Source organism: Enterocloster aldenensis, assembly GCF_003434055.1.
GTDB classification, from domain to species: Bacteria; Bacillota; Clostridia; order Lachnospirales; family Lachnospiraceae; genus Enterocloster; species Enterocloster aldenensis.
The window spans coordinates 1-21,424 of record NZ_QVEX01000024.1 but is presented as its reverse complement, the minus strand read 5'-3'; the positions used below and the strand labels follow the sequence as shown (position 1 = coordinate 21,424).

General features: G+C 52.2%; 21 protein-coding genes. 6 read left to right on the top strand and 15 right to left on the bottom strand.

All coding sequences use genetic code 11. The features are described from left to right. Window position 1: 1 nt before the first annotated feature. Both DWX59_RS26200 and pyrF read right to left on the bottom strand, forming a co-directional pair. A complete protein-coding gene (locus DWX59_RS26200) occupies window positions 2-862 on the bottom strand; it encodes a dihydroorotate dehydrogenase electron transfer subunit (protein WP_117563100.1) in 861 nt (286 codons plus the stop codon). A gap of 60 nt (window positions 863-922) precedes the next feature. After that, window positions 923-1,840, bottom strand: a complete 918-nt coding sequence (gene pyrF, locus DWX59_RS26195) for an orotidine-5'-phosphate decarboxylase (RefSeq protein WP_117563099.1) — start codon at window positions 1,838-1,840, stop codon at window positions 923-925. 162 nt (window positions 1,841-2,002) lie between these two features. Between pyrF and DWX59_RS26190 the strand changes: the two genes are divergently transcribed. The 3 genes from DWX59_RS26190 (at window position 2,003) to DWX59_RS26180 (ending at window position 4,730) form a co-directional block, all read left to right on the top strand. Further along, the gene (locus DWX59_RS26190; protein ID WP_117563098.1) at window positions 2,003-2,893 is read left to right on the top strand and encodes a class I SAM-dependent methyltransferase; all 891 of its coding nucleotides are present in this window, start codon (window positions 2,003-2,005) and stop codon (window positions 2,891-2,893) included. A 37-nt stretch (window positions 2,894-2,930) separates the two neighbouring features. Then, on the top strand, window positions 2,931-3,869 hold the full coding sequence (locus DWX59_RS26185) for a GNAT family N-acetyltransferase (protein WP_117563097.1): 939 nt from the start codon (window positions 2,931-2,933) through the stop codon (window positions 3,867-3,869). 417 nt (window positions 3,870-4,286) lie between these two features. Beyond that, complete coding sequence (locus tag DWX59_RS26180; RefSeq protein WP_117563096.1) at window positions 4,287-4,730, top strand: Hsp20/alpha crystallin family protein; 444 nt, start codon at window positions 4,287-4,289, stop codon at window positions 4,728-4,730. Window positions 4,731-4,820: 90 nt separating this feature from the next. Here the strand turns inward: DWX59_RS26180 and DWX59_RS26175 are convergent, their stop codons facing one another. Beyond that, complete coding sequence (locus DWX59_RS26175) at window positions 4,821-5,045, bottom strand: hypothetical protein (protein ID WP_117563095.1); 225 nt, start codon at window positions 5,043-5,045, stop codon at window positions 4,821-4,823. Continuing rightward, on the bottom strand, window positions 5,003-6,661 hold the full coding sequence (locus DWX59_RS26170; protein ID WP_117563094.1) for an amidohydrolase: 1,659 nt from the start codon (window positions 6,659-6,661) through the stop codon (window positions 5,003-5,005). Before DWX59_RS26170 ends, DWX59_RS26175 begins: the two co-directional genes overlap by 43 nt. A 121-nt stretch (window positions 6,662-6,782) precedes the next feature. Between DWX59_RS26170 and DWX59_RS26165 the strand changes: the two genes are divergently transcribed. Continuing rightward, window positions 6,783-8,327: a phospholipase D family protein gene (locus DWX59_RS26165; protein WP_117563093.1), complete on the top strand. Its 1,545-nt coding sequence runs from the start codon at window positions 6,783-6,785 to the stop codon at window positions 8,325-8,327. A 90-nt stretch (window positions 8,328-8,417) separates the two neighbouring features. Here the strand turns inward: DWX59_RS26165 and DWX59_RS26160 are convergent, their stop codons facing one another. Genes DWX59_RS26160 through DWX59_RS26140 form a run of 5 tightly spaced genes read right to left on the bottom strand, consistent with a single transcriptional unit; the run spans window position 8,418 to window position 13,258 of the window. Further along, window positions 8,418-8,921, bottom strand: coding sequence for a GNAT family N-acetyltransferase (locus tag DWX59_RS26160; protein ID WP_117563092.1), 504 nt, complete (start codon window positions 8,919-8,921; stop codon window positions 8,418-8,420). 23 nt (window positions 8,922-8,944) lie between these two features. After that, window positions 8,945-10,336 (bottom strand): MATE family efflux transporter, encoded by a 1,392-nt coding sequence (locus DWX59_RS26155; RefSeq protein WP_117563091.1) that lies wholly within the window; start codon window positions 10,334-10,336, stop codon window positions 8,945-8,947. Then, window positions 10,333-12,117 carry an oligoendopeptidase F gene (gene pepF / locus DWX59_RS26150; RefSeq protein WP_117563090.1) on the bottom strand — a complete coding sequence of 595 codons (1,785 nt, stop codon included), beginning with the start codon at window positions 12,115-12,117 and terminating at the stop codon, window positions 10,333-10,335. The genes DWX59_RS26155 and pepF overlap by 4 nt, the downstream gene beginning before the upstream one ends. A gap of 47 nt (window positions 12,118-12,164) precedes the next feature. Next, window positions 12,165-12,872 carry an LrgB family protein gene (locus tag DWX59_RS26145; protein ID WP_117563137.1) on the bottom strand — a complete coding sequence of 236 codons (708 nt, stop codon included), beginning with the start codon at window positions 12,870-12,872 and terminating at the stop codon, window positions 12,165-12,167. Window positions 12,873-12,877: 5 nt separating this feature from the next. Further along, complete coding sequence (locus DWX59_RS26140; protein ID WP_117563136.1) at window positions 12,878-13,258, bottom strand: CidA/LrgA family protein; 381 nt, start codon at window positions 13,256-13,258, stop codon at window positions 12,878-12,880. A 236-nt stretch (window positions 13,259-13,494) separates the two neighbouring features. Between DWX59_RS26140 and DWX59_RS26135 the strand changes: the two genes are divergently transcribed. Beyond that, window positions 13,495-14,316, top strand: a complete 822-nt coding sequence (locus tag DWX59_RS26135; RefSeq protein ID WP_117563089.1) for a GNAT family N-acetyltransferase — start codon at window positions 13,495-13,497, stop codon at window positions 14,314-14,316. A gap of 44 nt (window positions 14,317-14,360) precedes the next feature. On the opposite strand, the gene DWX59_RS26130 is transcribed toward DWX59_RS26135, so the two are convergent. After that, window positions 14,361-15,074, bottom strand: a complete 714-nt coding sequence (locus DWX59_RS26130; RefSeq protein WP_117563135.1) for a GTP pyrophosphokinase — start codon at window positions 15,072-15,074, stop codon at window positions 14,361-14,363. Between the two features lie 171 nt (window positions 15,075-15,245). Continuing rightward, on the bottom strand, window positions 15,246-16,082 hold the full coding sequence (locus DWX59_RS26125) for an Mrp/NBP35 family ATP-binding protein (protein WP_117563088.1): 837 nt from the start codon (window positions 16,080-16,082) through the stop codon (window positions 15,246-15,248). Between the two features lie 234 nt (window positions 16,083-16,316). Between DWX59_RS26125 and DWX59_RS26120 the strand changes: the two genes are divergently transcribed. Further along, on the top strand, window positions 16,317-17,177 hold the full coding sequence (locus DWX59_RS26120) for a Nif3-like dinuclear metal center hexameric protein (RefSeq protein ID WP_235845198.1): 861 nt from the start codon (window positions 16,317-16,319) through the stop codon (window positions 17,175-17,177). On the opposite strand, the gene DWX59_RS26115 is transcribed toward DWX59_RS26120, so the two are convergent. From DWX59_RS26115 to DWX59_RS26100, 4 genes are all read right to left on the bottom strand, one after another. Then, window positions 17,172-18,404 carry an NAD(P)/FAD-dependent oxidoreductase gene (locus DWX59_RS26115; protein ID WP_117563087.1) on the bottom strand — a complete coding sequence of 411 codons (1,233 nt, stop codon included), beginning with the start codon at window positions 18,402-18,404 and terminating at the stop codon, window positions 17,172-17,174. The two genes, DWX59_RS26120 and DWX59_RS26115, sit on opposite strands and share 6 nt — an antisense overlap. After that, window positions 18,401-18,853: a 4Fe-4S dicluster domain-containing protein gene (locus DWX59_RS26110; protein WP_117563086.1), complete on the bottom strand. Its 453-nt coding sequence runs from the start codon at window positions 18,851-18,853 to the stop codon at window positions 18,401-18,403. Before DWX59_RS26110 ends, DWX59_RS26115 begins: the two co-directional genes overlap by 4 nt. 11 nt (window positions 18,854-18,864) lie before the next feature. Next, the gene (gene cooS, locus DWX59_RS26105; protein ID WP_117563085.1) at window positions 18,865-20,748 is read right to left on the bottom strand and encodes an anaerobic carbon-monoxide dehydrogenase catalytic subunit; all 1,884 of its coding nucleotides are present in this window, start codon (window positions 20,746-20,748) and stop codon (window positions 18,865-18,867) included. Between the two features lie 132 nt (window positions 20,749-20,880). Then, on the bottom strand, window positions 20,881-21,282 hold the full coding sequence (locus DWX59_RS26100) for an RrF2 family transcriptional regulator (protein ID WP_117563084.1): 402 nt from the start codon (window positions 21,280-21,282) through the stop codon (window positions 20,881-20,883). Between the last annotated feature and the right edge of the window lie 142 nt (window positions 21,283-21,424).

The following is a 21,424-nucleotide window of genomic DNA, read 5'->3' as shown; positions in this document are numbered from 1 at the left end:
GTCATAGTTCAATCTCATCTGCCAGGAACACGGGACCGTCCTTACAGATACGTTTGTTGTGCACCTGGGAATGGTCGTCCACATCCTTTGACTGGCACACGCAGGCCAGACAGGCCCCAACGCCGCAGGCCATCTTCTCTTCCAGGGACAGTAAACAGGGGATGCCCTGCTCAGCTGCATACGCTTTCAGCGCCCGGAGCATGGGGGTGGGTCCGCAGGCATAGATGATATCCGCTGACAATCCCTGTTCCCTGATGGCATCCAGCACATTTCCCTTTGTGCCGGCGCTTCCGTCCTCGGTTGCCACATGGACAGGCCCAAATTCCTCGAATTCATGCTTCAGGAACATCTGGCTGTCCCGGTATCCCAGGATGGACTGAACCAGCCCGGCCCGTCCGCCGTCCTGTTCCGGCAAGCCCCCGTCCGGCTGCGCGCCAGCCTGTGCCGAAGCGCTTCCATCCAACCGTGCGTTGGCCTCTGCCAAAGCTTTTGCCAGTTCCAGCATAGGCGGGATACCAATGCCGCCCCCAATCAGGAACGCCTTCTTTCCCGGCTCCACGGGGAATCCATTGCCCAGAGGCCCCAGCACATCGATGGTATCCCCTGCCTTCAGTTTAGAGAACTCCTTTGTCCCTGCGCCGGCAATGCGGTAAACCATGCGCAGTTCCCCTGCCTCCCTGTCAATGCCGCACAGACTGATCGGTCTTGGAAGCAGCCTGGCGCCGTCCTTGGTATAAAGGGAGACAAACTGCCCCGGCACAGCGTCCTCCGCAATCCGGGCCGCCTGAATCCTCATATCAAATATATCCTCAGTCAGCTGCTCCTGTCCTGTAACCACAGCTGTCATCTTTATCTTTGCCATAGATAATCTCCATCTTTATGTTCTTACAGCACCGGCAGGTATTGCCGGTGCTGCAGTTATTTACAGTACGCTGTTAATATCATTCACCATGTCCACAACAGCCTGTCTGGATGCCCCGCCAAACTGTTCCGGCCCAAACTGTTTATACTTCTCCTGCTTATATGCGGCAATAATGCCTCTGGATGAGTTTACAATGGCGCCCAGCCCGTCCTCATTAAAGCAGTGCTTCAAATCCTCTGCCGTACCGCCCTGTGCGCCGTACCCCGGCACCAGGAAATACGTATGCGGCATAAGCCTGCGCAGGATCTTGCCCATCTCAGGATAGGTGGCCCCAACCACGGCGCCCACGTTGCTGTATACGCCGTCCATGGAGGCTTCCCCCCATTCCATCACCTTTTCAGCCACCCACTCATATAAAGGCCTTCCGTCAATGAGACGGTCCTGGAACTCGCCGCTGCTTGGGTTGGAGGTCTTCACCAGAACGAACAGTCCCTTGTCATCGCTGCTGCACACATCCACAAACGGCTTCACGCCGTCTGTTCCCAGGTATGGGTTCACAGTCAGCATATCCACGTCAAATCCGCTGAATGCATTGCTTCCCACCTGCACCTTGCCCAGATGTCCGGCTGCATATGCAGCAGATGTGGAACCAATGTCGCCCCTCTTGGCGTCGCCGATTACAATCAGGCCCTTTTCGTGGCAGTAATCCACTGTCTTCTTATATACAATAAGGCCTTCTATGCCAAACTGCTCATACATGGCAATCTGCGGCTTAACGGCCGGAATCAGGTCCCATGTATGGTCAATGATTTCCTTATTAAATTCCCAGATGGCCTCTGCAGCGCCTTTCAGGGTCTCGCCGTAGGTGTCAAAGGATTTCTTCACCACATGCTCCGGCACATAGGACAGCATCGGATCAAGTCCGACACAGATGGGGGCATTGGTCTTTTTTATCTTTTCAATCAACTGGCTAATCATAGTTTCCTCCTTATGTATGGGTACTGAAAAAACCCTTTCCTCATTCTAACATATAAAGTACCGTGTTTCAAGGGCGGAACGTATTTACTCTTCCGGATTTTTATTGTATGCTAATACTACTTTACCATACATAAATCAGGAACAGGATCAGGAGAAACCATCATGAGTGAATTCCACAAAGACAGGGAACTGGAGCACATGTTTGAACTGCAGGGAAATAACAGGAGCGGCTGCCCTGACCATACGGCAGACATATGGGACAAGAGGATGAAAAACTGGAAACAGAACTTCTGGACAGCCAACCTTAAGGACAACGGTTCCGGCAAATCCATGGCCAGGGTCAGGGAAACCGCTGCTTATCTGAAGCAGGCAGGGGTCCTGGGACCGGATACGGATGTAATTGATATCGGCTGCGGCCCGGGACGTTTTGTCTCAGAGTTTGCCCGCACCGCCCGTATGGTGGTGGGCGTGGACATTTCCCCACGGGCCATTGAATATGCCCGTCTGTTTACAAAGGAGAGCGGGCAGATGAATACCGGTTTCCTTGTCAGCGACTTTTTATCCCTTGATTTAAAATCCGCCGGCCTTAAAAGTATATACGACCTTGCGTTCTGCTCCCTCTCCCCCGCCGTCTCAGGAAGGGAGGGCCTGTCCCGGTTCATGGGGCTCACCCGTTCCTGGTGCTGTATGAACTCCATTGTATCCGGCCGTCACGAACTCCACCAGCGCATTGCCAGGGAGGTTTTTCATAAGGAAACACTGGAAAGCTGGAATGGACAGCATTTTTACACCACCTTCAACATCCTTCTGCTGTCAGGTTATCAGCCCATGACCAGCTATTACCGGCAGGCCAAGGAAAATGAACGCCCGGCCAGCAGGGAATTTGCAGAGATATCCGCTTCCATCATACTGCCGGAGAAGGAACGGACCAGCCGCAATATCCATAAGATATTCCAGTGGATGGAAATGCACGCGGACACAGAAGGCAACCTCCAGGAACGTTCGCTGTTTACCTATGGGCGGCTGCTATGGAACATCCACCAGACATATTGAATCAAAAAAACCAACGTAAAAAAGATAGGGGAAAATCATGTTCAGGACAGAAACAATGACAGCAGGCCACAAGGATTATACAAAGGTAAGAACGTTATATGAAAATGCATTTCCTCCAGAGGAACGCATCCCTATCCGTTATCTGGAAAATGGCCACCAGGGAAACGGGGACTTCATTGCATTTTACCAGGGGGATGTATTCTGCGGATTTTTCTATCTGCTGACCTTTGGTGACCTTACTAACATCCTGTTCCTGGCGGTTGAGGAATCCCTGAGGGGCAATGGCTGCGGCACCAGGGCGCTTCAGGCCATCCGAAGCCTGAAACCGGATAACCGCATCATCCTGGATATCGAGGCCGTGGACAAACATGCGGACAACCACAGCCAGCGCCTGAAGCGCCGGGATTTTTACCTGAAGAACGGGTACACCGGGTCCGGCATCACCTACCGCTGGCGCGGCGTGACATATGAACTTCTGATTACAGGGGGAACCATAACAGAAAAGGAATTTAAAGACTTCTGGAAAACGCCGGACAGGCAAAGGGACTCCCTGATGGAAGGACTTTTACAGAAGCCTTATGCCGTGATTGATGTATTCCCGGTACAGGTTCCGGCTGACCGGAGCAGCATATATCTGGAAACAGAAAGCCTGTTCCTGGATAACGGTGAATCCAAACGTCTTGCCCGTAAACTGGCACGCATGCTGGTAAAACTGCACTGTTATTTTGATATGGACATGCACACAGAGGGCTGGCACAGCGGCGTATCCGCTGAAAGGCTGGAAAAAGCAGTGCGCCACGCCGTGAAAAACAGCAAGGGAGGACTGGGCCTGCTTCTTACACAGGAGCAGACCTTAATCTGCCTGGAAGGCCGTTCCCTCCATATGACTGTATACCAGCCAAGCAGCGGGGTACGGGAAATCTTAAAACCCCTGGCTCAGTCGGAAGGATTATTCTGGCGTGAGAAATCTCAATGATTACTTAAAGGAATGTTAATGCCCCCCCCCTCACCCAAAAAAAATTTATGATATCATGAAATCAAGGACCAGACGGATGTATGGGGAGGGGAACAAGCCAGGGCAATGAATCCATATCACTCTCCCTGCACTACCGTGAATTTTATGTGGACGGCGTGAATGTACAGCAGGAAGACCTGGACAGTTCATACTGACAGCGGAACGTATCACCATGTATCTGAAATAGTGGATGATGGTCCCCTGCGGTTCAGGCAGAAAGATTCTTCCCAGGTAAAACTGCTGGATGGATCTGAGTTAATAATTTTTTTATATTTTTATTAGCACTCACCTCTTGACAGTGCTAACAATCGTGTTATAATACAGTTATGAAAAATAAAACAACTCAAACAGTTTCATATATGTAAGGAGGATATGATTATGATGTTAATCCCAAGAAGAAATTATGGACTTAATTTATTTGATGAATTTTTCAATGACCCATTTTTCAGCGGTTCCACCGAAAAGGGCAATGACAGCAAGAAGCTTCCCATCATGCGTACCGACATCATGGAAAAAGACGGCAACTACTTAATGGAGATTGAACTTCCCGGATTTAAGAAAGAAGATATCAAGGCTGAATTAAAGGACGGCTATCTCACCATTACGGCTGAATCCAGCAGCTCCGCTGAAAACAAGGACGAGCGTGGTACTGTTATCCATAAGGAACGCTACACCAGTTCCTGCAAGAGATCCTTCTTTGTGGGAGAACAGATCAGACAGGAAGATATCAAGGCTGGTTTTGAAAACGGCATCCTAAAGCTTCAGGTACCAAAGGATAGTCCTAAGGTAGAAGATACGCCAAAGTATATCGATATACTGTAATCGGGCTGACGGTACTGCATGCAGTAAACAATCCCGCGTATATTATAACCGTTCCACTTTTTTTACCACCACTCCCTTTTAATATATATCTTATGTCATGCAGGATGCCGCCAGGTCCCCCAACCTGGACGGCATCCTGCATTCTGTCATCATAAGCGGCTTATTCTTATATGTGTCCCGCCGCTCCATATGCCCCGCCGCTCCATATGCCCTATCGCTCCATATGACCTGCCATTCCTCACATCCTGCCGTCCCCTGCTGTCTCATCCATATCAGCCTGTCATTCCGCACACCCCGCCCTGCTGTCTCTTCCATATCAGCCTGTCCTCCTTAATCGTGGCCAATACCCGGATGTCCCTTATGGCCTCCGGTTCCACGGACATGGGATTGCGGTCAAGGATTGCAAAATCAGCCACCTTTCCGTTGACAATGGAGCCTTTTTCATCTTCCTCAAAATATTGATAAGCCCCGTTTATGGTCAGGGCCTTCAATGCTTCCCATACAGGCAGGCATTCCTCCCTGCCAAGGACCATGCCGCCTTTTGTCTCCCTGTTCACGGCGCACCATAGGGTTTCCAGCATGTCCGGGCTGATGACCGGGCTGTCCTGGTGCAGGGTAAATATAATCCCCTCCTTTAAGGCAGAGCCTGCCGGGCTAATATGGCTGGCCCTTCTGATGCCGAAATTGCGGACATGCACATCGCCCCAGTGGTACACATGGGCCAGGAAAAAGGAGGGGATTACTTTTAATTCCTTTACCCTGGGAAGCTGGTCCTGACAAAGGAGCTGTGCGTGGATCATGACAGGACGGATATCCCCGGGATAACATGCATTGCCCTTCTGCTCCTCCAAAGACCTGTACGCGGCCTCCAGCTGGTTCAGATACTGTTGGCAGGCCATATCCCCGTTACAATGGGCCAGCAGCTGCATTTTATCCGTTTCCGCCTTCAGGATGCCGGCCAATACCTCCTCATCAGAGAGCGTGCCGTACCCTTTATAATCAGCCGGCTGGTCCCACCCTTCCACCTGCTCATATGGTTCCCGCATCCAGGCCGTCCTGCCCTGGGGGGATCCGTCCAGGAACATCTTATAGCCCCCAAGTTTTATATGGTTCTTGTAACATTTCACATAATCCTTCATGGCCTCTGCCACTGCATCGCTTTCCCGGATATCGGCATAAGCCACCAGATCCAGTTTCAGCAGTCCGGACCCTTCCAGCATCCGGTAAAGCGGCAGAAGCTTTGCAGGCAGCATTCCTTCCTGGACCGTGGTGATACCGTTGGATGCATACAGCTCCTGGGCGCGGCCATAGGCTTTCAGGAACGCCTCGGGCGATGGCATGGGAACCTTATCCTGATACTCCAGGAACGCCCGTTCCTCCATATATCCGGTGGGAATCCCATCCTCTTTTTCAATGAATCCGCCCTGGGGTGACCGGGTCTGGGCATCCACGCCCAGCTGGTTTAATGCCATGGTATTAAACACGCCCATATGGCCCGACTGATGCTTTACAATCAGCGGGTTCCTGGGACTTGCTTTGTCAAGCACCTTCCTTCGGGGATGGGTTCCTTCCCTCAGGCTGTTGTGGTCATATCCTGCCGCCTGTATCCACTGTCCCTCCGGTATCTTCTGCTCCTTTATGAAAACCTGGATGCATTGGATGATTTCCCCAAAATCCCCGGCATGGCTTAAATCCACCTCCATGGTCTGGCTGGCACAGGCCGTGAAATGGCTGTGGGGGTCAATGAATCCGGGCAGCATCACATTTCCCTGTAAATCTGCTGTCTGTACCCCTGGCTGCGCCATGTCCTTTAAGGTTTCATAGTCCCCGGTGCCGAGAATCCTGCCATTTTCAGTGAGTACCGCACCCACACACGGCTTTTGGTCCTCCATGGTCAGTATGGTCCCGTTATGATAAAGTGTCTGTCCCATGTACTGCGCTCCCTTCCCATTCATGCGTTTTAAATGATTTGACTTTCTTGTCCATTCTTAGTATATTACCCTATAGGTTGTTTCCCATTTGTTTAAAGTATGCTCACAAAAGGAGTTCCTTATGATTATCAAATGGATTAAAAAACACAGGGCCATGACCGTCCTGCTATTTATATTCCTGTATCTGGTCATCGGTGCGGCCGCACCCTTTTACCATTATAAACCGGTTTCCGGGATAACGAAAGCCAATACTTCTGCTTCCGCCTTTTATCAGGATGGACCGGGCTGTGACAGGGCCATGATCCTGGAGACCAATCAGAGCGCATGGGATGAGAGGATGCGCCTCATGAGCCTGGCAAAGGAACGGATCATACTGTCCACATTTGATTTCAGGGACGGTGAAAGCCCCAGGGATATCATGGCGGTCATGCTCCATAAAGCAGACCAGGGGGTAAAGGTACAGATTCTGGTTGACGGTTTTTCCGGGCTGGTGCGCATGGAGCGGAACAGCTATTTTTACGCGCTTTCCAGCCATCCCAATATAGAGATTAAGATTTATAACAAAATCAACCTGCTCCTTCCCTGGAAGACCCAGGGCAGGATGCATGACAAATATGTGATTGCCGATGACTACGGCTATATCCTTGGGGGCCGTAATACCTTTGACTACTTCATTGGCTCCTATCCCACCAATTCCCGCAGCCATGACCGGGAAGTCCTGGTCTATAACACAGCCCACGGCACTGCCGGGACCAGCCAAAGTTCCCTGAACCAGGTGGAGGCTTACTTTAACCAGGTGTGGAATCTGGATGTATCCTCATTGTTCCATGATGATGAAACGCTGGCTGAAAAGGATTCCGTTAAAAAGGCAGCCGGGGTTTTAAGGGACAGATATAATATGCTGGCAAACAAAAATCCGGAACTGTTGGGCTGGGAAATGGAAAATCCTGGGCAGCCCGCCTGTCCGGCCCTTCCCATTGACCCGGACATCAATGACAATGACAGGGAGATACCGGCCTCCACCCAGCCGGCTCCCCTTGCCTATTATGAAGAACACACGGTTCCTGCCGGGAAGATAACACTTGTATCCAACCCCACTGACATCTATGCAAAGGAACCAGTGGTTTTCTACACCATGACTGAGTTGATGAGGAGCGCCAGGGAACAGGTGGTGATCCACACCCCCTATGCGGTATTCAACAACTACATGTATGACACCCTGACAGAGGTCACGTCCCATGTGCCGGTAACCATGATGATCAATTCAGTTGAAAACGGGGACAATTTCTTTGCTTCCAGCGATTATCCAAGGCATAAGAAAGCCTTCATCGGGACCGGTATGGAAATCCTGGAATACGACGGCGGCCTTTCCTACCATGGCAAGTCCCTTCTGATTGACCATGAGCTGTGTGCCGTTGGTTCCTATAATTTTGACCTGAGAAGCACTTATATGGACACGGAACTGATGCTGGTCATCCAAAGTCCTGAGCTTACATCCCAGCTGGAGGATTATATGGAATCCTATGAGGCGGACTGCAGGAGACTCCTGCCGGACGGCACCTATGACATACCGGAACACATCACGGTGGCCTATGTCCCGTTTTATAAAAGGGCGGCATGGAAGGTGGTCGGCTTTGTGATGCAGCCCTTCCGGTTTTTAATATAGATATTCCCCTTTAAAAAGACAGCCGGAGGCGTTTTCCTCCGGCTGTCTGTCCATATGGGTGGATCGGATATGGTATGATGGACCATGGACTTATCTCAGTTTTCCATAAATGCAGAGATTATAAATACTGCCATCCTTTACCACTGCATGTTTCAGGATTCCCTCCAATATAAACCCGTTCTTTTCCAGGACCCTGCGTGAACCGCTGTTCGGTTCATAGACCAGCCCGGTAATACGGATGATATCTAATGAGGAAAATGCAAGATTGCATATCTGTCCCACTGCCTCTGTCATGATTCCCTGCGACCATTTCTCCGTAATAAGCAGGTAGCCGATTTCCGCATCTTTCCCATAAACATCTGATTTCTGTTCAACAGAAATATTGCCCACAATGGTCCCATCCACCAAGACAGCGCGGAAGATACCGTCTTTTCCATCGTGCTCTTCCACCATGTCCAGCCACCATTTGGCATCTGACTCCGTATATGGAAACGGCAGCCGGTTGGACAGGTAACCTCGGTTGACCGCATTGCATATTGCCATAAGGTTTTCCTTATCATGGAACGTCCATTTCCTTAACTCAATCTTTCCCATCCTTTTTGCATCCCTTTCCTATCCTATATCACTTTCTTATCCTTCCACTTCCCGGTCAGATACCGGCTAAAGGAAATCACATAGTTGGCAATCCAGCCCATAGGCACTGCGTACCACACAGCCGCAACGCCCCACACAGGCGCAAAATGGAATGCCGCGAAAACGCGGATTCCCAGATTGACCAGATTGGCAATGGTGAATACCAGCACATCACCGGACCCGCGCAACACACCGTCCGTCACCGCCTTAAGCCCAATGAACAGGAAAAAGTAAGCGATAAAGGACAGATATCCCGTACCCGCCGCATATGCCTCCGGGCTCATATCCCCGCCCAGGAAGGATGCAATTACCGCGCCGTTTGACAGGGATACCACCACTGCAATGATGACAGCAAACCCCAATATGATCCGGTAGCTTGCACGGTACCCTTCCTTTACACGCTCCAGCTTTCCCGCGCCAATGTTCTGGGCCGTGAAGGTTGACACTGCATTGCCCGTGGCAATCATGGGCACCACGCAGATGGATTCGATGCGGCTTCCGGCAGAGTATCCGGCCAGCGCCGCGGAGCCGAATCCATTGACAACAGACTGTACCAGCAGCATTCCGATGGAAACAATGGACTGCTGCAGGATGGACGGCACCGCAATCCTGGTGCCTGAGCCCAGCATGGCCCTGTCATAGAACCGGAAACCGTCCTCCTGGGCGCGTTCATACCCCTTCAGCTTCCTCAGCAGCAGACCAAAGGAAATCAGGGCTGAGATGCCCTGGGCCATGACCGTGGCAATTGCAACCCCGTCCACGCCCATGCCCAGCCATGTAACGGAGATGATATCCAGGACCACGTTCAGGATGGAGGAAAATATCAAAAGATACAAGGGCGTCCTGGAATCCCCCAGGGCATTGAAAATAGCTGCCAGCACATTGTACATGAACAGGAACGGCAGTCCCAGGAAATAAATCCCCAGGTACAGCCTGGCCTGGCCCATTATGTTTTCCGGCGTATTAAGGGCTGTCAGGATTGTCCCGTTCATGGCAAATCCCAGGCCGCCTAATACCAGGCTGACGGCCAGGAATGTGATAAGGGCGGTGGAGATGGATGTCTTCATCTTCCCATGCTGCCTGGCGCCCAGGTACTGGGAGGTGAGCACCGAGGCGCCGTTGCCGCCGCCAATGGCAATCATGATGAACACATTGGTCAGGGCATAGGAGGCACCCACTGCCGCCAGTGCGTCCTCCCCCACAAAGTTACCCACAATCATGGAATCCGCCATATTGTAAAACTGCTGGAACAGGTTGCCCAGAATCATGGGAAATGCAAACATCAGGAGACTTTTGCCCGGATTGCCCCCTGTCAGGTCAACCTGTTTTTTCAGCTGACGCCCTGAGGCGTTTTCTCTTAACGTATCCCGACTCATCTTTGCCCCTCAAATTCATCCAGCAGCTCCCCAAAAAATGACAGCGCCTCATCCACAGGCCTGGTGGTGGACATATCCACACCGCAAAGTCTTAACAGTTCAATGGGCGTCATGGAACAGCCGCCGCTCAAGAATTTCTTATAGCCCTCCAGCGCGCCCTCTTCCCCTTTCATGATCCTGCTGCTGATTGCCACTGCCGCGGAAAACCCGGTTGCATACTGATATACATAAAACGGGGTATAAAAATGGGGAATCCTCTCCCATTCATAGTCGATCTGGGCATCCACATTCATTTCCGGCCCAAAATAATCCACATTCAGCTGGCGGTACATCTGGCAAAGGTTCTGCGCTGTCAGGCTTTCCCCGGCAGCCCCTTTCCTGTGGGCCATGTCCTCAAACTCAGCAAACATGGTCTGGCGGAACAAGGTTCCACGGAAGCTTTCCAGGAAATGATTCAGCAGATATGCCTTCTCTTCCCTGCTTCCCGCCTTCTTAAGCATGTGGCGGATCAAAAGCGCCTCATTGCAGGTGGATGCCACTTCCGCCACAAAAATCTTATAACCGGCATAGGTAAACGGCTGGTTTTTATCAGAATACCAGCTGTGTATGGAGTGTCCCATCTCATGGGCCAGTGTAAACACGTCATTCAGCGTGCCGTGGAAATTAAGGAGCACATAAGGATGGCTGCCATAAGTCCCCCAGGAATACGCCCCGCTTCTTTTCCCTTCATTTTCATACACATCAATCCAACGGCTGTCAAAACCTTCCTGCAGGATGGACAGATATTCCTCTCCCAGCGGGGCCAGACCCTCTTTTACAATGGATTTGGCCTCCTCATAGGTATAACGGCGGTCAAATTCAGCTACCATGGGCACATACAGGTCGTACATATGAAGCTCCTCCACGCCCAGAAGCTTTTTGCGCAGTCTTGCGTAGCGGTGAAGCTTTGGAAGGTTATCCCTCACCGCCCGGACCAGATTATCATAAACCAGTTCCGGGACCTCATTTTCCGCCAGGTAATACTGTCTGACGGACTCATATTTCTTTGCCCTGGCATAGAACACGGCCTGTTTGATATTGGAGGAAAATGCAGCTGACAAGGTGTTGGAATACTGGGCATACACACTGTAAAGCCCCTCAAAGGCATCCCTCCTGATCCTGCGGTCCTGGTTCTCCATCAGGGAAATGTAGTTGCCGTGGGTTATCTGCACAGCCTCCCCGTTCTCTCCTGTAATCACAGGGAATTTCACATCCGCATTGTTGAACATGGTAAATATCTGGCTGGCTCCCTGGGTAGCGTCATAGGACTGGGCCAGCAGTTCCTCCATTTCCCCGGAAAGGGTATGCTCCCTTTTGTTCAGCACCATTTCAAGCGCACGCTTAAAATGGCTGATCCCATTGTCCGCCTTCATGTATGCGTCCAGCGTTTCCTTTGGAATGGCAAGGATTTCCGGCACGATATAGGAGGAATGCTCAGAGGCCCGGTAGGACAGGGACTGGGCCCTTGAAAACATATCCTGGTATTTCTGGTCTGCCGTGTCCTGGTCGGAGCGCATCCTGGAGTATACATAGAGCAGTTCCGTCTCCCTGGATATCTCATCGTCAAACTTCAGGCACGCGTACAGCGTATCCGCGGATTCATCCAGCCTTCCCTTATAATCCGCATACTGTTTCACCCTGGAGGATGCCTCCTCAAACAACTGTTCCCACTGGCTGTCGCTGGCAACCATATCCTCCAGCTTCCATGTGTCCTTGATTTCCACTTCACTGCGTTTCTTCATGCGGCCACGCTCCCTTCTTAACTAATGTCTGTTGAACCGTCTTATTATCATTTTATCAGATTTGCCGCCAGAGGCACCACAATCACGGTCATCAGCCCGGCCACTGCAATGGAAAGGCTGCTCATGGCGCCTTCGATTTCCCCCAGCTCCAGGGCCTTGGCCGTCCCCACCGCATGGGCGCTGGTTCCAAGGGCAAGGCCCTTGGCCACGGGATGGTGTATCCTGGCAAGCCTTAATATGGATTCGCCGGCCATGTTGCCCAGGACGCCGGTGAGCACGATGCTCATCACCGTCAGGGTCACGATGCCGCCGGCCTCCTCGCTGACGCCCATGCCGATTGCCGTGGTAATGGACTTTGGCAGCAGGGTCACATAATGTGTGTGGGTCAGCCCCAGGACCCGGCACAGCAGGAAAACGCTGACCGCGCTGGTCGCCACACCTGCCGTGATTCCCAGGACAACCGCATCCCCATGCTCTTTGAGCAGATGCAGCTGCTTATAAAGCGGGATTGCCAGACATACGGTTGCAGGGGTCAAAAGCCAGCTCAGATACGATGCACCCTTATTATATGTTTCATAATCCATTCCTACTCCAAATATACAGGCAATTATAAGCGCGGCGGAAACCAGCAGCGGATTCAGGATTGCCAGTCCGGTCCTTTTCTTCAGCCAGCAGGCAAACAGATACGCCCCGATGCTTAGGACCAGGCCAAAATACTGGGACTGTTCTAATATAAGACGGATGCTGTCCCTTATAGTGCTCATGCTGCATTTCCCCCTTTTATCCCCTGCTTTGCTTCCTTGCGCCCCATGACCCACTGGGCCATCCGGCCGGTCACGATCATGACCAGTACGGTGCTGACAGCTATAATCACAAGGAACGGAACCAGCACAGCCCTGACCTCGGCTATGGATTCCACGATTCCCACGGTGGCTGGTATGAACATCATGGTCATGGTGTCCATGAGGAAATTGCCGGTTCCCTCCACGCTTTCCAGTTTCACTGCCCCGCCCATAAGGGCTGCCAGCATGATAAACAGCCCATACACGCCTGCCGGGACAGGCAGGGGCAGCACCTGGTACAGGACCTCGCCTGCCATGGTAATGCCCAGAACAATTCCAATCTGTTTTACATATTTCATCTTTATGCCTTCCTTCTGATGCTTTTGGCGGAGAAATGTCGGATCTGCCCCGCACATGGCTTTTATTCTACCACCCGGTTTTTCCAGATTCAACCCGTAGATTGCGAAATACACAAGAAATACAATCCTGCACCGTTGCATTTTTCCGTCCCATCCCCTACAATAAGAAGATATCATTTTGCTGCATCCGCACAGACCTTAGGGTCTGTGCGGATGGAAAAAGAAAGGAAAACGCCATGAAGATCATCCATACACCATCATTATCCCGGGAACAGGCCCATGACATACGCACCATCACCGACCTCTGCCGCCAAACAGACGGCACAACCCTGTCCTGTCCAGGGGACGGGGATCATTTCTGGCTTTTATATGGGGACGGCAGCCGGATGCAGGCCTTTCTCGCTGTCTATAAGATGGATGGTTCCTCCTGGGAATGCAGCGCATTTACCCGTCCCGGCTGCCGGAACCAGGGGTATTTCCATGCGCTGCTGGAACAGGCGTGCAGGGACAGCCAGGAGGAAGGCGGACCTGACCTGTGCTTTGTCACGGACAACCGATGCCCGGATACACTTAAGGTGCTCCGGCATCTGGATGCGGAATTCTTATATGATGAATATATGATGGAGATTGACCTCCCCCTGGCAGAGGAAGGACCGGGGCTGCAGAACCTGGACAGCCGCTATCATGTCTTTGCAGAATGCCTGGAGGAGGATGGGGAAATGTCCCTGACCATGTGGATTACCCCCGGAGGGGATTCCTCTGCCACGGACAGGTCGTGTCCCGATTCCCTTACGGACTCCCGTGACCGCCTGCCTGCCGGGACCTGCCGGATTGTTGTCCATGGGACCGGCGCTTACCTCTACGGGCTGGAAATCCTTCCCCGGCACCGTAAGAAAGGTCTGGGAACATGGTTTTTATACCACATCATGTCCAGGCTGGCAGGACAGGGATGCCGGCGCCTGCGCCTGCAGGTATCAGGAACCAATGCACCGGCCCTTGGCCTCTACAGAAAAACAGGGTTCCGCATAACGGAAACCCTGTCCTATTACTTATATTAGCTGTCTCTGGGGCAATATCCTGTTACCGGGGCTGCCGCCCGTCATCAGTCCCTGCGCACCGTAACGCCCTGGGCCTCAATCCGCTTGCGTATCGCAAGCATCTTCTGGTCGGTCTCAGCAATCACGTTAGCGCACTTTCTCAGTTCCTCACTGATTTCTCCATTGTCGTCAATAAATGATTTCTTATACTTCAGCTGATGGTCCAGGCTGGCCCAGAAATCCATGGCAATGGTGCGGATCTGCACCTCCACCCGGATTGGCTTCTTGCTGTCGGAAAAAAACACAGGAATCTCTATGATCATGTGGTAACTCCGGTAGCCGTTGGGCTTCGGGTTCTTAATATAGTCCTTGACCATGATTACAGTCACATCATCCTGGCGCACAAGCATGTCGGCCACTTCATAGATATCATCCACAAAGGAGCAGATGATGCGGATTCCCGCAACATCATCCAGGTTCTTTTCCATTGAATCCAGCGAAACCTCAAACCCTCTGCGCTGAAGCTTCTCCACAATGCTCACGGGTTTCTTCACCCTGGATTTAATCATCTCAATGGGATTGCGCTGGTTCTTCACAGACAATTCATCATTGAGCACTTCCAGCTTTGTCTTCACTTCACGGATTGCGCAGGTATACCTCATCATTGCCTGCTGAAACTGACGCGCCTGGTTTACCCAGACTTCCGGCACCTGTACCAGATCCGGCACATTGACGATGGACTGATGAAGTTCGCTGTTGGGATTCATGTTAATGTTCATATTCATCGGTTCGCCTCATTATCTGTTGCAATTTTATCTCATACATCCTGTCCGATACCCTCAGGCGCCGCTGCACATGATGCTACTGCGTACGATGCCGCTGCTCATGGTGCCGCTGTGTACGATGCCGCTGCTCATGATACTACTGCGCATGATACCGCACCATAGGTATCACAGTGCCCCGACTATCTCCACTGCATGCCCAAACCACGGCATATCCAGGTATTCCACCCGTCCCGCATCTACCATCTGGGCAATCATGGGGTCAATGGGAATCTGCGCAAGGACCTGTATGCCGTGTTCCTTCGCCACCTCTTCCACATGGCCTTCGCCGAATACGCTGATGCGCTTCTTGCAGTCAGGACACTCCAGATAACTCATGTTCTCAACGATTCCCACAATGGGGATATCCATCTTCTTGGCCATATTCACTGCCTTTGCCACAATCATGCTTACCAGCTCCTGGGGCGAGGTAACGATGATAATGCCGTCCACCGGCAGGGACTGGAATACGGTCAGCGGGACATCGCCTGTCCCGGGAGGCATATCCACAAACATGTAATCAATGTCCTGCCACAGGGTTTCTGACCAGAACTGCTTAACAGCGCCCGCAATCACAGGCCCTCTCCAGATAACAGGATCCGTATCCTTATCAAGAAGCAGGTTGGCGGACATGATTTCCACACCTTCCATGGATCTGGCCGGCAGCATCAGCTTGCCGTCCGGCGAAGTCATGACGCCCTCATTGCCTATGCCGAATGCCATGGGGATGGACGGCCCCGTAATATCCGCGTCCAGGATGGCAGTCTTCCTGCCCTTGCGGTTCATGCTGACAGCCATCATGGAAGTTACCAGGGATTTTCCCACCCCTCCCTTGCCGCTGACCACACCGATTACCTTTTTCACGGAACTGGCTGGATTCAGCGCCTCCAGGAATTCACTTTTATCAACGGTACGGCTCTCGCAATTGGCACTGCAGGAACCGCAGTCGTGGTTACATTCACTCATTTTTCGTTCTCCTTCCAATTCTTGTTTGGCTGTGTCTGTTCAAAGGTTTCAAACACTAACCATATCATGTACATTATAAAACCATTTGAAACTATTGTCCATTCTTTCATCAATAAAATATACATGAAAGTAAAAAACTCTTGAAATGGAAACAGACCTATTTTTAGGTGGCAGGTAAATCTGCAATGTGATAGAATAGGTAAAATAATCAAAACCGCCCAAAGGAGGACGCCTATGGATTCACGGAGCCTGTACCGCAGACTGGAACTGGATTTTAACCTGAAGGACATGAAGGATGACTGGAGCTTCATGTCCCTTGACAATGATTTCATTTTTCCTGAATTTAAAAGCAGGTACATGGGACTGGTGGCTGATAACACGGAACACATCCGGAAAGTTTATACTGCCACATTTCCAGACAAGGCAGTCATAGATGAGATTTTTAGGAGAAATGAGACAGATGTGCTGCTGTTCGCCCATCATGCAATGGAATACATTGCATCAGATGAAGGTTTCCCGTTCCATGACATTCCCTTGGATTATCTTAAGGAAATGAAAAAACGGCGGATTTCATTCTACATGCTGCACACGCCCCTGGACCAGTACGGGGAATACTCCACTTCTGTCAGTCTTGCAAAGGCGCTGGGACTGCGGATTGCGGAACCCTTCTGCCGGTATGATGAACATACCCAGGCGGGTGTCATCTGCCGGACCGATATGTCTTCTGTCCTGGAACTTCAGGACCTTGTGTCACGCACGGTGGGGCACGATACAAAGCTGTACCCATACGGTGAGCCCTCCATCAAGGACGGCAGGGTAGCCATTGCCGCAGGCGGCGGAAGCTACCCATTTGTCATTACCGAACTTGCGCAGAAGGACGTACACTGTTATATCACCGGTTTCACCAAACCCCTGCCCCACTTTGAGCCGACCCTTGCGTTCCACCGGCTGGCCAGGGACCATGGGGTCAATGTCATTGGGGCAACCCATTATTCCACGGAAAAATTTGCCTGCATGGCCATGACCGGTTATTTTGCAAAGGCCGGGGTTCCGGCTGAATTCCTGGAGGGGACCTGGTATCTGGAGGATTTATAGGCAGTTCCAGGCATATCCTCCATCTGCCTTGTCAAACCCGTAAAAATCCGCAAAAGAAAGGCGGAAGATATCCCGGCCAGTGACTGGCAGCTTTATCTGGTTCTTAATCAGGTACTGGTAGATGCCGCTTCCCGATATGTCGCCAAGCAGGAGTATGCTTTTAAGGATCCCATCCTCCACCAGCGCCTTCCTGTAATTGCACCTGTCTTCCTCAGTGATGACCTGGGTGCCGTCCCCCCTGCGGTTGATGTCACCGATACAGAGGGCGGGCAGGCCAAAGAAATTCATGGTATTTTTCATGGCATAGGTGTCGTCATAAACCGTGGGGATCCCGCACATGTTTTTGGCCGCGGCCACTCCCTGCTTCATTGCATTGGGCCAGATTCCGGACAGGCCGCAGACATCACCGGCCCCATAGACATGGGGAACCGTGGTTTCCATGTATTGGTTCACGGTTATGGCCCTTCCGGTCCCAACCCTGCTGTTCTCCAGGAATCGGATTTCCGGGCGGACCCCTGCCGCCACTATGATGAAATCACATTCCAGTTCTTCCCCGGTGTCAAGGATCAGGGCCCGCGCATTCCCGTCAGCATCCAGACGTGTTCCCGAGGCCTTGGCTGGCAGCCGGAACCTGCAGCCATGGGTTTCAAAGAGCTTCTGGTATTCGGCTGCGGCCAGGCCATCCAGCTGAAGCGGAAGGATACGGTCTGCCATCTCCACGATCACAGGGCTTATCCCCTTTTCTAAAAGCGCATACGCAGCGTCCATGCCCACCAGGCCCGAACCTATGATCACAGCCTTCATCCCCGGGCCGGCGGCATTTTTAATTGCTTCTGCATCTGACAGGTCACGGAACCCGTAAACATTTCCTGCCTCCCTAAGCCCCGGCACGGGGGGGACCAGATAGTATGCGCCGCTGCATATCAATAGCCTGTCATATGGTATCAATGTCCCATCGTCCAGTTCAATCCTCTCTTCCTCACAGTGAAGCCTTGTCATGGCCTTTCCTGCAATCCAGTCAATGCCCAACGACTCAAAGAAATCCGGCGGCGTAAAGTCAATCTCCCCCGCCGTCCTCTGGCCGCCCAGATATTTGTGCAGCATACAGCGGGAATGGACTTTATCATCTTTGGATACCAGGACAATGTCCCCTTCCCGGTCCAGCTGGCGCAGCGTCCTTGCCGCGCTGATCCCGGCTGCGCCGGCTCCAACAACCACATACCTCATGACCGCACCTCCTCTACCCAGATTGCCTTTTTTGGACATGCCTTAACGCAGCTTGGCTCACTGCCGCTGTCCTTGCAGAAATCACACTTTATGATCCGGCTCTTAGTGGCGCTGTCCGGCTTCAGGACGCCAAAGGGACAGTTCATCACACACATGAAACAGCCGGCACAGCGTCTTTCGTCATACTCCACAATCCCTGTTTCCGGATTTTTGCTTAGTGCGCCGCTCATGCAGGAGTTTACACATTCCGGCTCATCACAATGCCGGCAGAACACGGGCCGGTACGTGCCGTCCGGCTGCCTGTGGATGAAATTGCGGCCCTCATTGGACGGGTCCGCCAGATCCAGGTCATATATGCTGCCTTTGTCCGCCCTGTGGGCATTCATACAGGCAAGTGTGCAGTTCAGGCAGCCATCGCACTTGCAGGCGTCAATCCATATTCGTTTCATAGCCACCCCTCCTATATATTCAGCGCTTTCCGTTTTTCTTCAATGATCTGTTCCAATATCCCTGCGGTTTCCACTGCATCGCTGTTGACAATGACCTGGCCTCCGGTCAGGGCCTTCATATCCTCTGTAAGGACCTTGGTCACCAGGCTGCTGCCCGTTATGAAGGGAGGAAGCCCCAGATGAAGGGGAAGCCCCAGGGCCAGGCCAAAGGCGCCGTCGGCCAGGGCCTGTTCTTCCAGCCACTGGGCGGCGGAAAGCACCAGGGGGAGCTGGGGGATATCCACCCCAAGGGCGGACGCAAGCTCGGTTGCCACCATCTCCAGCCTTCCGATGGCAAGGCATGGCCCGAAGTTAAGTACGGGCGGAATCCCAAGGGACTGACAGACTGCCTTAAGTTTTGGTCCTGCAAGCTCCGCCGCCTCAGGTCTCATAAGGCCGCAGTTTTCCAGGCCGCCTGAGGAACAGCCGGCGGTCAGTACCAGGATGTCCCTGGCAATCAGTTCCTTTGTCAGGTCCACGGTCAGCACATCATGGCCTCCGGCTGTCAGGTTGGAGCATCCCACCACACCTGCAATCCCCTTGATATCGCCGGATGCAATCAGGTCAATCAGGGGTTTCCAGCTGTCTCCCAGGAACTTTTTCAGGGAAACCTCGCTTACGCCTGTAATGGTGTTCTGGTTGCCATGGCCCTTAAGAAGGTTGAGGGGCACGCATGACCTGCGCTCCCTGTAAGAAGCCAGCACTTCCTCTATGATTTCCCTGCTGATCCGTTCCCTTTCCTCAAATATAAATGGTTTCAGCTGGGCGTTCTGCTTCTTGGCCACGTCATCCAGGCATATCTGCTTAATATGCAGTGAGTCACAGATGGGCTCAATTCCCGGAAGGGTGCAGTTGAATTCGCTGAGCACCGCGTCAATGGCCCCTGTGGCAAGCACGGCCTCACTGGTATAGTTATTGCCGGCATGACCGCTGAATATATCCTGGTAATGCACGCCCCGCAGCTGCAGATCCTGACCCACGCAGGTACAGCCAACCAGACGGAAACCTTTTGCGCCGGCCGACCTGGCCAGTTCCTGGACCTCCGGCTTCTTAAGCTGTTCCTGAAGATGCACGAAAATGGAGTGCTGATGGCCTGTTATCATGATATTGATGTAATCCGGGTCAATGACGCCAAGCCCAACAGGAGCAGGCATGATTTCCGGTTCCCCCAGCATCACATCATTGAGGAGATTGGTCAGCATAAGGCCGTACACACCGGTGGATATACCAAGCTTCAGGCAGTGGAGCAGCATGTCAACCGGATCCGAGTTCAGGTTGGTGGAGCATTTTACCACGCCTGCACAGACCTCGGATTTGGCCCCGCCGGGCAGGATGCCAAGCTCCCTCCATTTTTCAAGGCGCGGACCGTAGGCCAGCTTCTGCTGCAGCTTCATGGGCACGTAATCCGGCAGGTATAAATCATCCAGCACGGCCTGGGCCACGGCCGCTGCCTCTGTGTACGGGTCGCTTTCCCGGATTCCAAAAAGCCCGCACAGATGCTTTAACGCGTTCATGCCCTTTATCTCCCCCTTTGCCAGGGCGGTCTGCTTCAGGTTCAGGGCAGTGGTCTCAATGACATGGATATAACAGCCGGAGCCGGACGCAACGGCGCGCAGGAAATTCCTCGCCACGATTACGTCTGCCGACGCGCCGCAGATGCCATGGGGCGCTTCCGGGGTGATGCGGCATGGACCGTTGGAACAGAGACGGCAGCAGACACCCTGAAGCCCGAAGCCGCATTTGACGGACTGGCCCTCCACCCTGTGGTGGGATGTCTCCATTGGAAGTCCTGCTATGTATCCTTCCAGTGGTTTATCTGCGCTTTTGCAGGTTGTGCAGCTGTAACAATTGTTCATGGTAAATACCTCCTACTTGAAGTTTTGGATGAAACTATTGGTTTGGGTTAAATGGTAAAATAATCTATACCGTAAAGTGGATAAAAACAGTCCACTTTTCAATTAAAAAATAGGGGGATATGGATTTCCCGGTCAGCAAAACAGCTCTGCCAGCGTCCTGTGCTGCAGTTCCCGCTCCAGGATTGCCTGTACCCTGGCCAGTTCACAGTGGACCAGGCAATTATGGCCGCTGCCCTCTGCATATTCACACCGATACCCCTGCTTCAGGCAGGGATTAAGGAAAAATTCCTCATCCGTGGCACGTATGACATCCAGAAGCGTAAGCACATCAAGGCCGCGTCCCAGGCTGCATCCGCCGCCCGCTCCCCTGCGGATACGCACCAGTCCTGCCTTCTCCAGCTTCTTTAAAATCTTATAGGCAAACTGCCTCGGCACCTGCTCCTTCCGGCATATCTGCTCAATGGTCAGCTGCTCCCCGTCCTTCAGGGCGCGGATCATGCGCACCGCATAATCGGATTCTCTTGTTATCATCATGTCCATTCCGCCTTAATTGTTAAAGATATAACAATTCATATGTAATATTATACCAAATTTGACAAAAATTATCAAGTAAGAAAGTCATATTTATATAAATACCATCTGACGGAAAGCAATTTTCAAACACACCCTAGTACCT

Excerpts from the sequence above, each read along its gene's own strand:
- DWX59_RS26120 (WP_235845198.1), top strand. The coding sequence starts at position 16,317 with ATGGATTCACGGAGCCTGTACCGCAGACTGGAACTGGATTTTAACCTG.
- DWX59_RS26135 (WP_117563089.1), top strand. The coding sequence starts at position 13,495 with ATGAAGATCATCCATACACCATCATTATCCCGGGAACAGGCCCATGAC.
- DWX59_RS26160 (WP_117563092.1), bottom strand. The coding sequence starts at position 8,921 with ATGGGAAAGATTGAGTTAAGGAAATGGACGTTCCATGATAAGGAAAAC.
- DWX59_RS26170 (WP_117563094.1), bottom strand. The coding sequence starts at position 6,661 with ATGGGACAGACACTTTATCATAACGGGACCATACTGACCATGGAGGAC.
- DWX59_RS26125 (WP_117563088.1), bottom strand. The coding sequence starts at position 16,082 with ATGAGTGAATGTAACCACGACTGCGGTTCCTGCAGTGCCAATTGCGAG.
- DWX59_RS26200 (WP_117563100.1), bottom strand. The coding sequence starts at position 862 with ATGGCAAAGATAAAGATGACAGCTGTGGTTACAGGACAGGAGCAGCTG.
- DWX59_RS26165 (WP_117563093.1), top strand. The coding sequence starts at position 6,783 with ATGATTATCAAATGGATTAAAAAACACAGGGCCATGACCGTCCTGCTA.
- DWX59_RS26190 (WP_117563098.1), top strand. The coding sequence starts at position 2,003 with ATGAGTGAATTCCACAAAGACAGGGAACTGGAGCACATGTTTGAACTG.
- DWX59_RS26180 (WP_117563096.1), top strand. The coding sequence starts at position 4,287 with ATGATGTTAATCCCAAGAAGAAATTATGGACTTAATTTATTTGATGAA.
- DWX59_RS26130 (WP_117563135.1), bottom strand. The coding sequence starts at position 15,074 with ATGAACATTAACATGAATCCCAACAGCGAACTTCATCAGTCCATCGTC.
- pyrF (WP_117563099.1), bottom strand. The coding sequence starts at position 1,840 with ATGATTAGCCAGTTGATTGAAAAGATAAAAAAGACCAATGCCCCCATC.
- cooS (WP_117563085.1), bottom strand. The coding sequence starts at position 20,748 with ATGAACAATTGTTACAGCTGCACAACCTGCAAAAGCGCAGATAAACCA.
- DWX59_RS26110 (WP_117563086.1), bottom strand. The coding sequence starts at position 18,853 with ATGAAACGAATATGGATTGACGCCTGCAAGTGCGATGGCTGCCTGAAC.
- DWX59_RS26185 (WP_117563097.1), top strand. The coding sequence starts at position 2,931 with ATGTTCAGGACAGAAACAATGACAGCAGGCCACAAGGATTATACAAAG.
- DWX59_RS26100 (WP_117563084.1), bottom strand. The coding sequence starts at position 21,282 with ATGATGATAACAAGAGAATCCGATTATGCGGTGCGCATGATCCGCGCC.
- DWX59_RS26140 (WP_117563136.1), bottom strand. The coding sequence starts at position 13,258 with ATGAAATATGTAAAACAGATTGGAATTGTTCTGGGCATTACCATGGCA.
- DWX59_RS26115 (WP_117563087.1), bottom strand. The coding sequence starts at position 18,404 with ATGAGGTATGTGGTTGTTGGAGCCGGCGCAGCCGGGATCAGCGCGGCA.
- pepF (WP_117563090.1), bottom strand. The coding sequence starts at position 12,117 with ATGAAGAAACGCAGTGAAGTGGAAATCAAGGACACATGGAAGCTGGAG.
- DWX59_RS26175 (WP_117563095.1), bottom strand. The coding sequence starts at position 5,045 with ATGGAAGAGACAGCAGGGCGGGGTGTGCGGAATGACAGGCTGATATGG.
- DWX59_RS26155 (WP_117563091.1), bottom strand. The coding sequence starts at position 10,336 with ATGAGTCGGGATACGTTAAGAGAAAACGCCTCAGGGCGTCAGCTGAAA.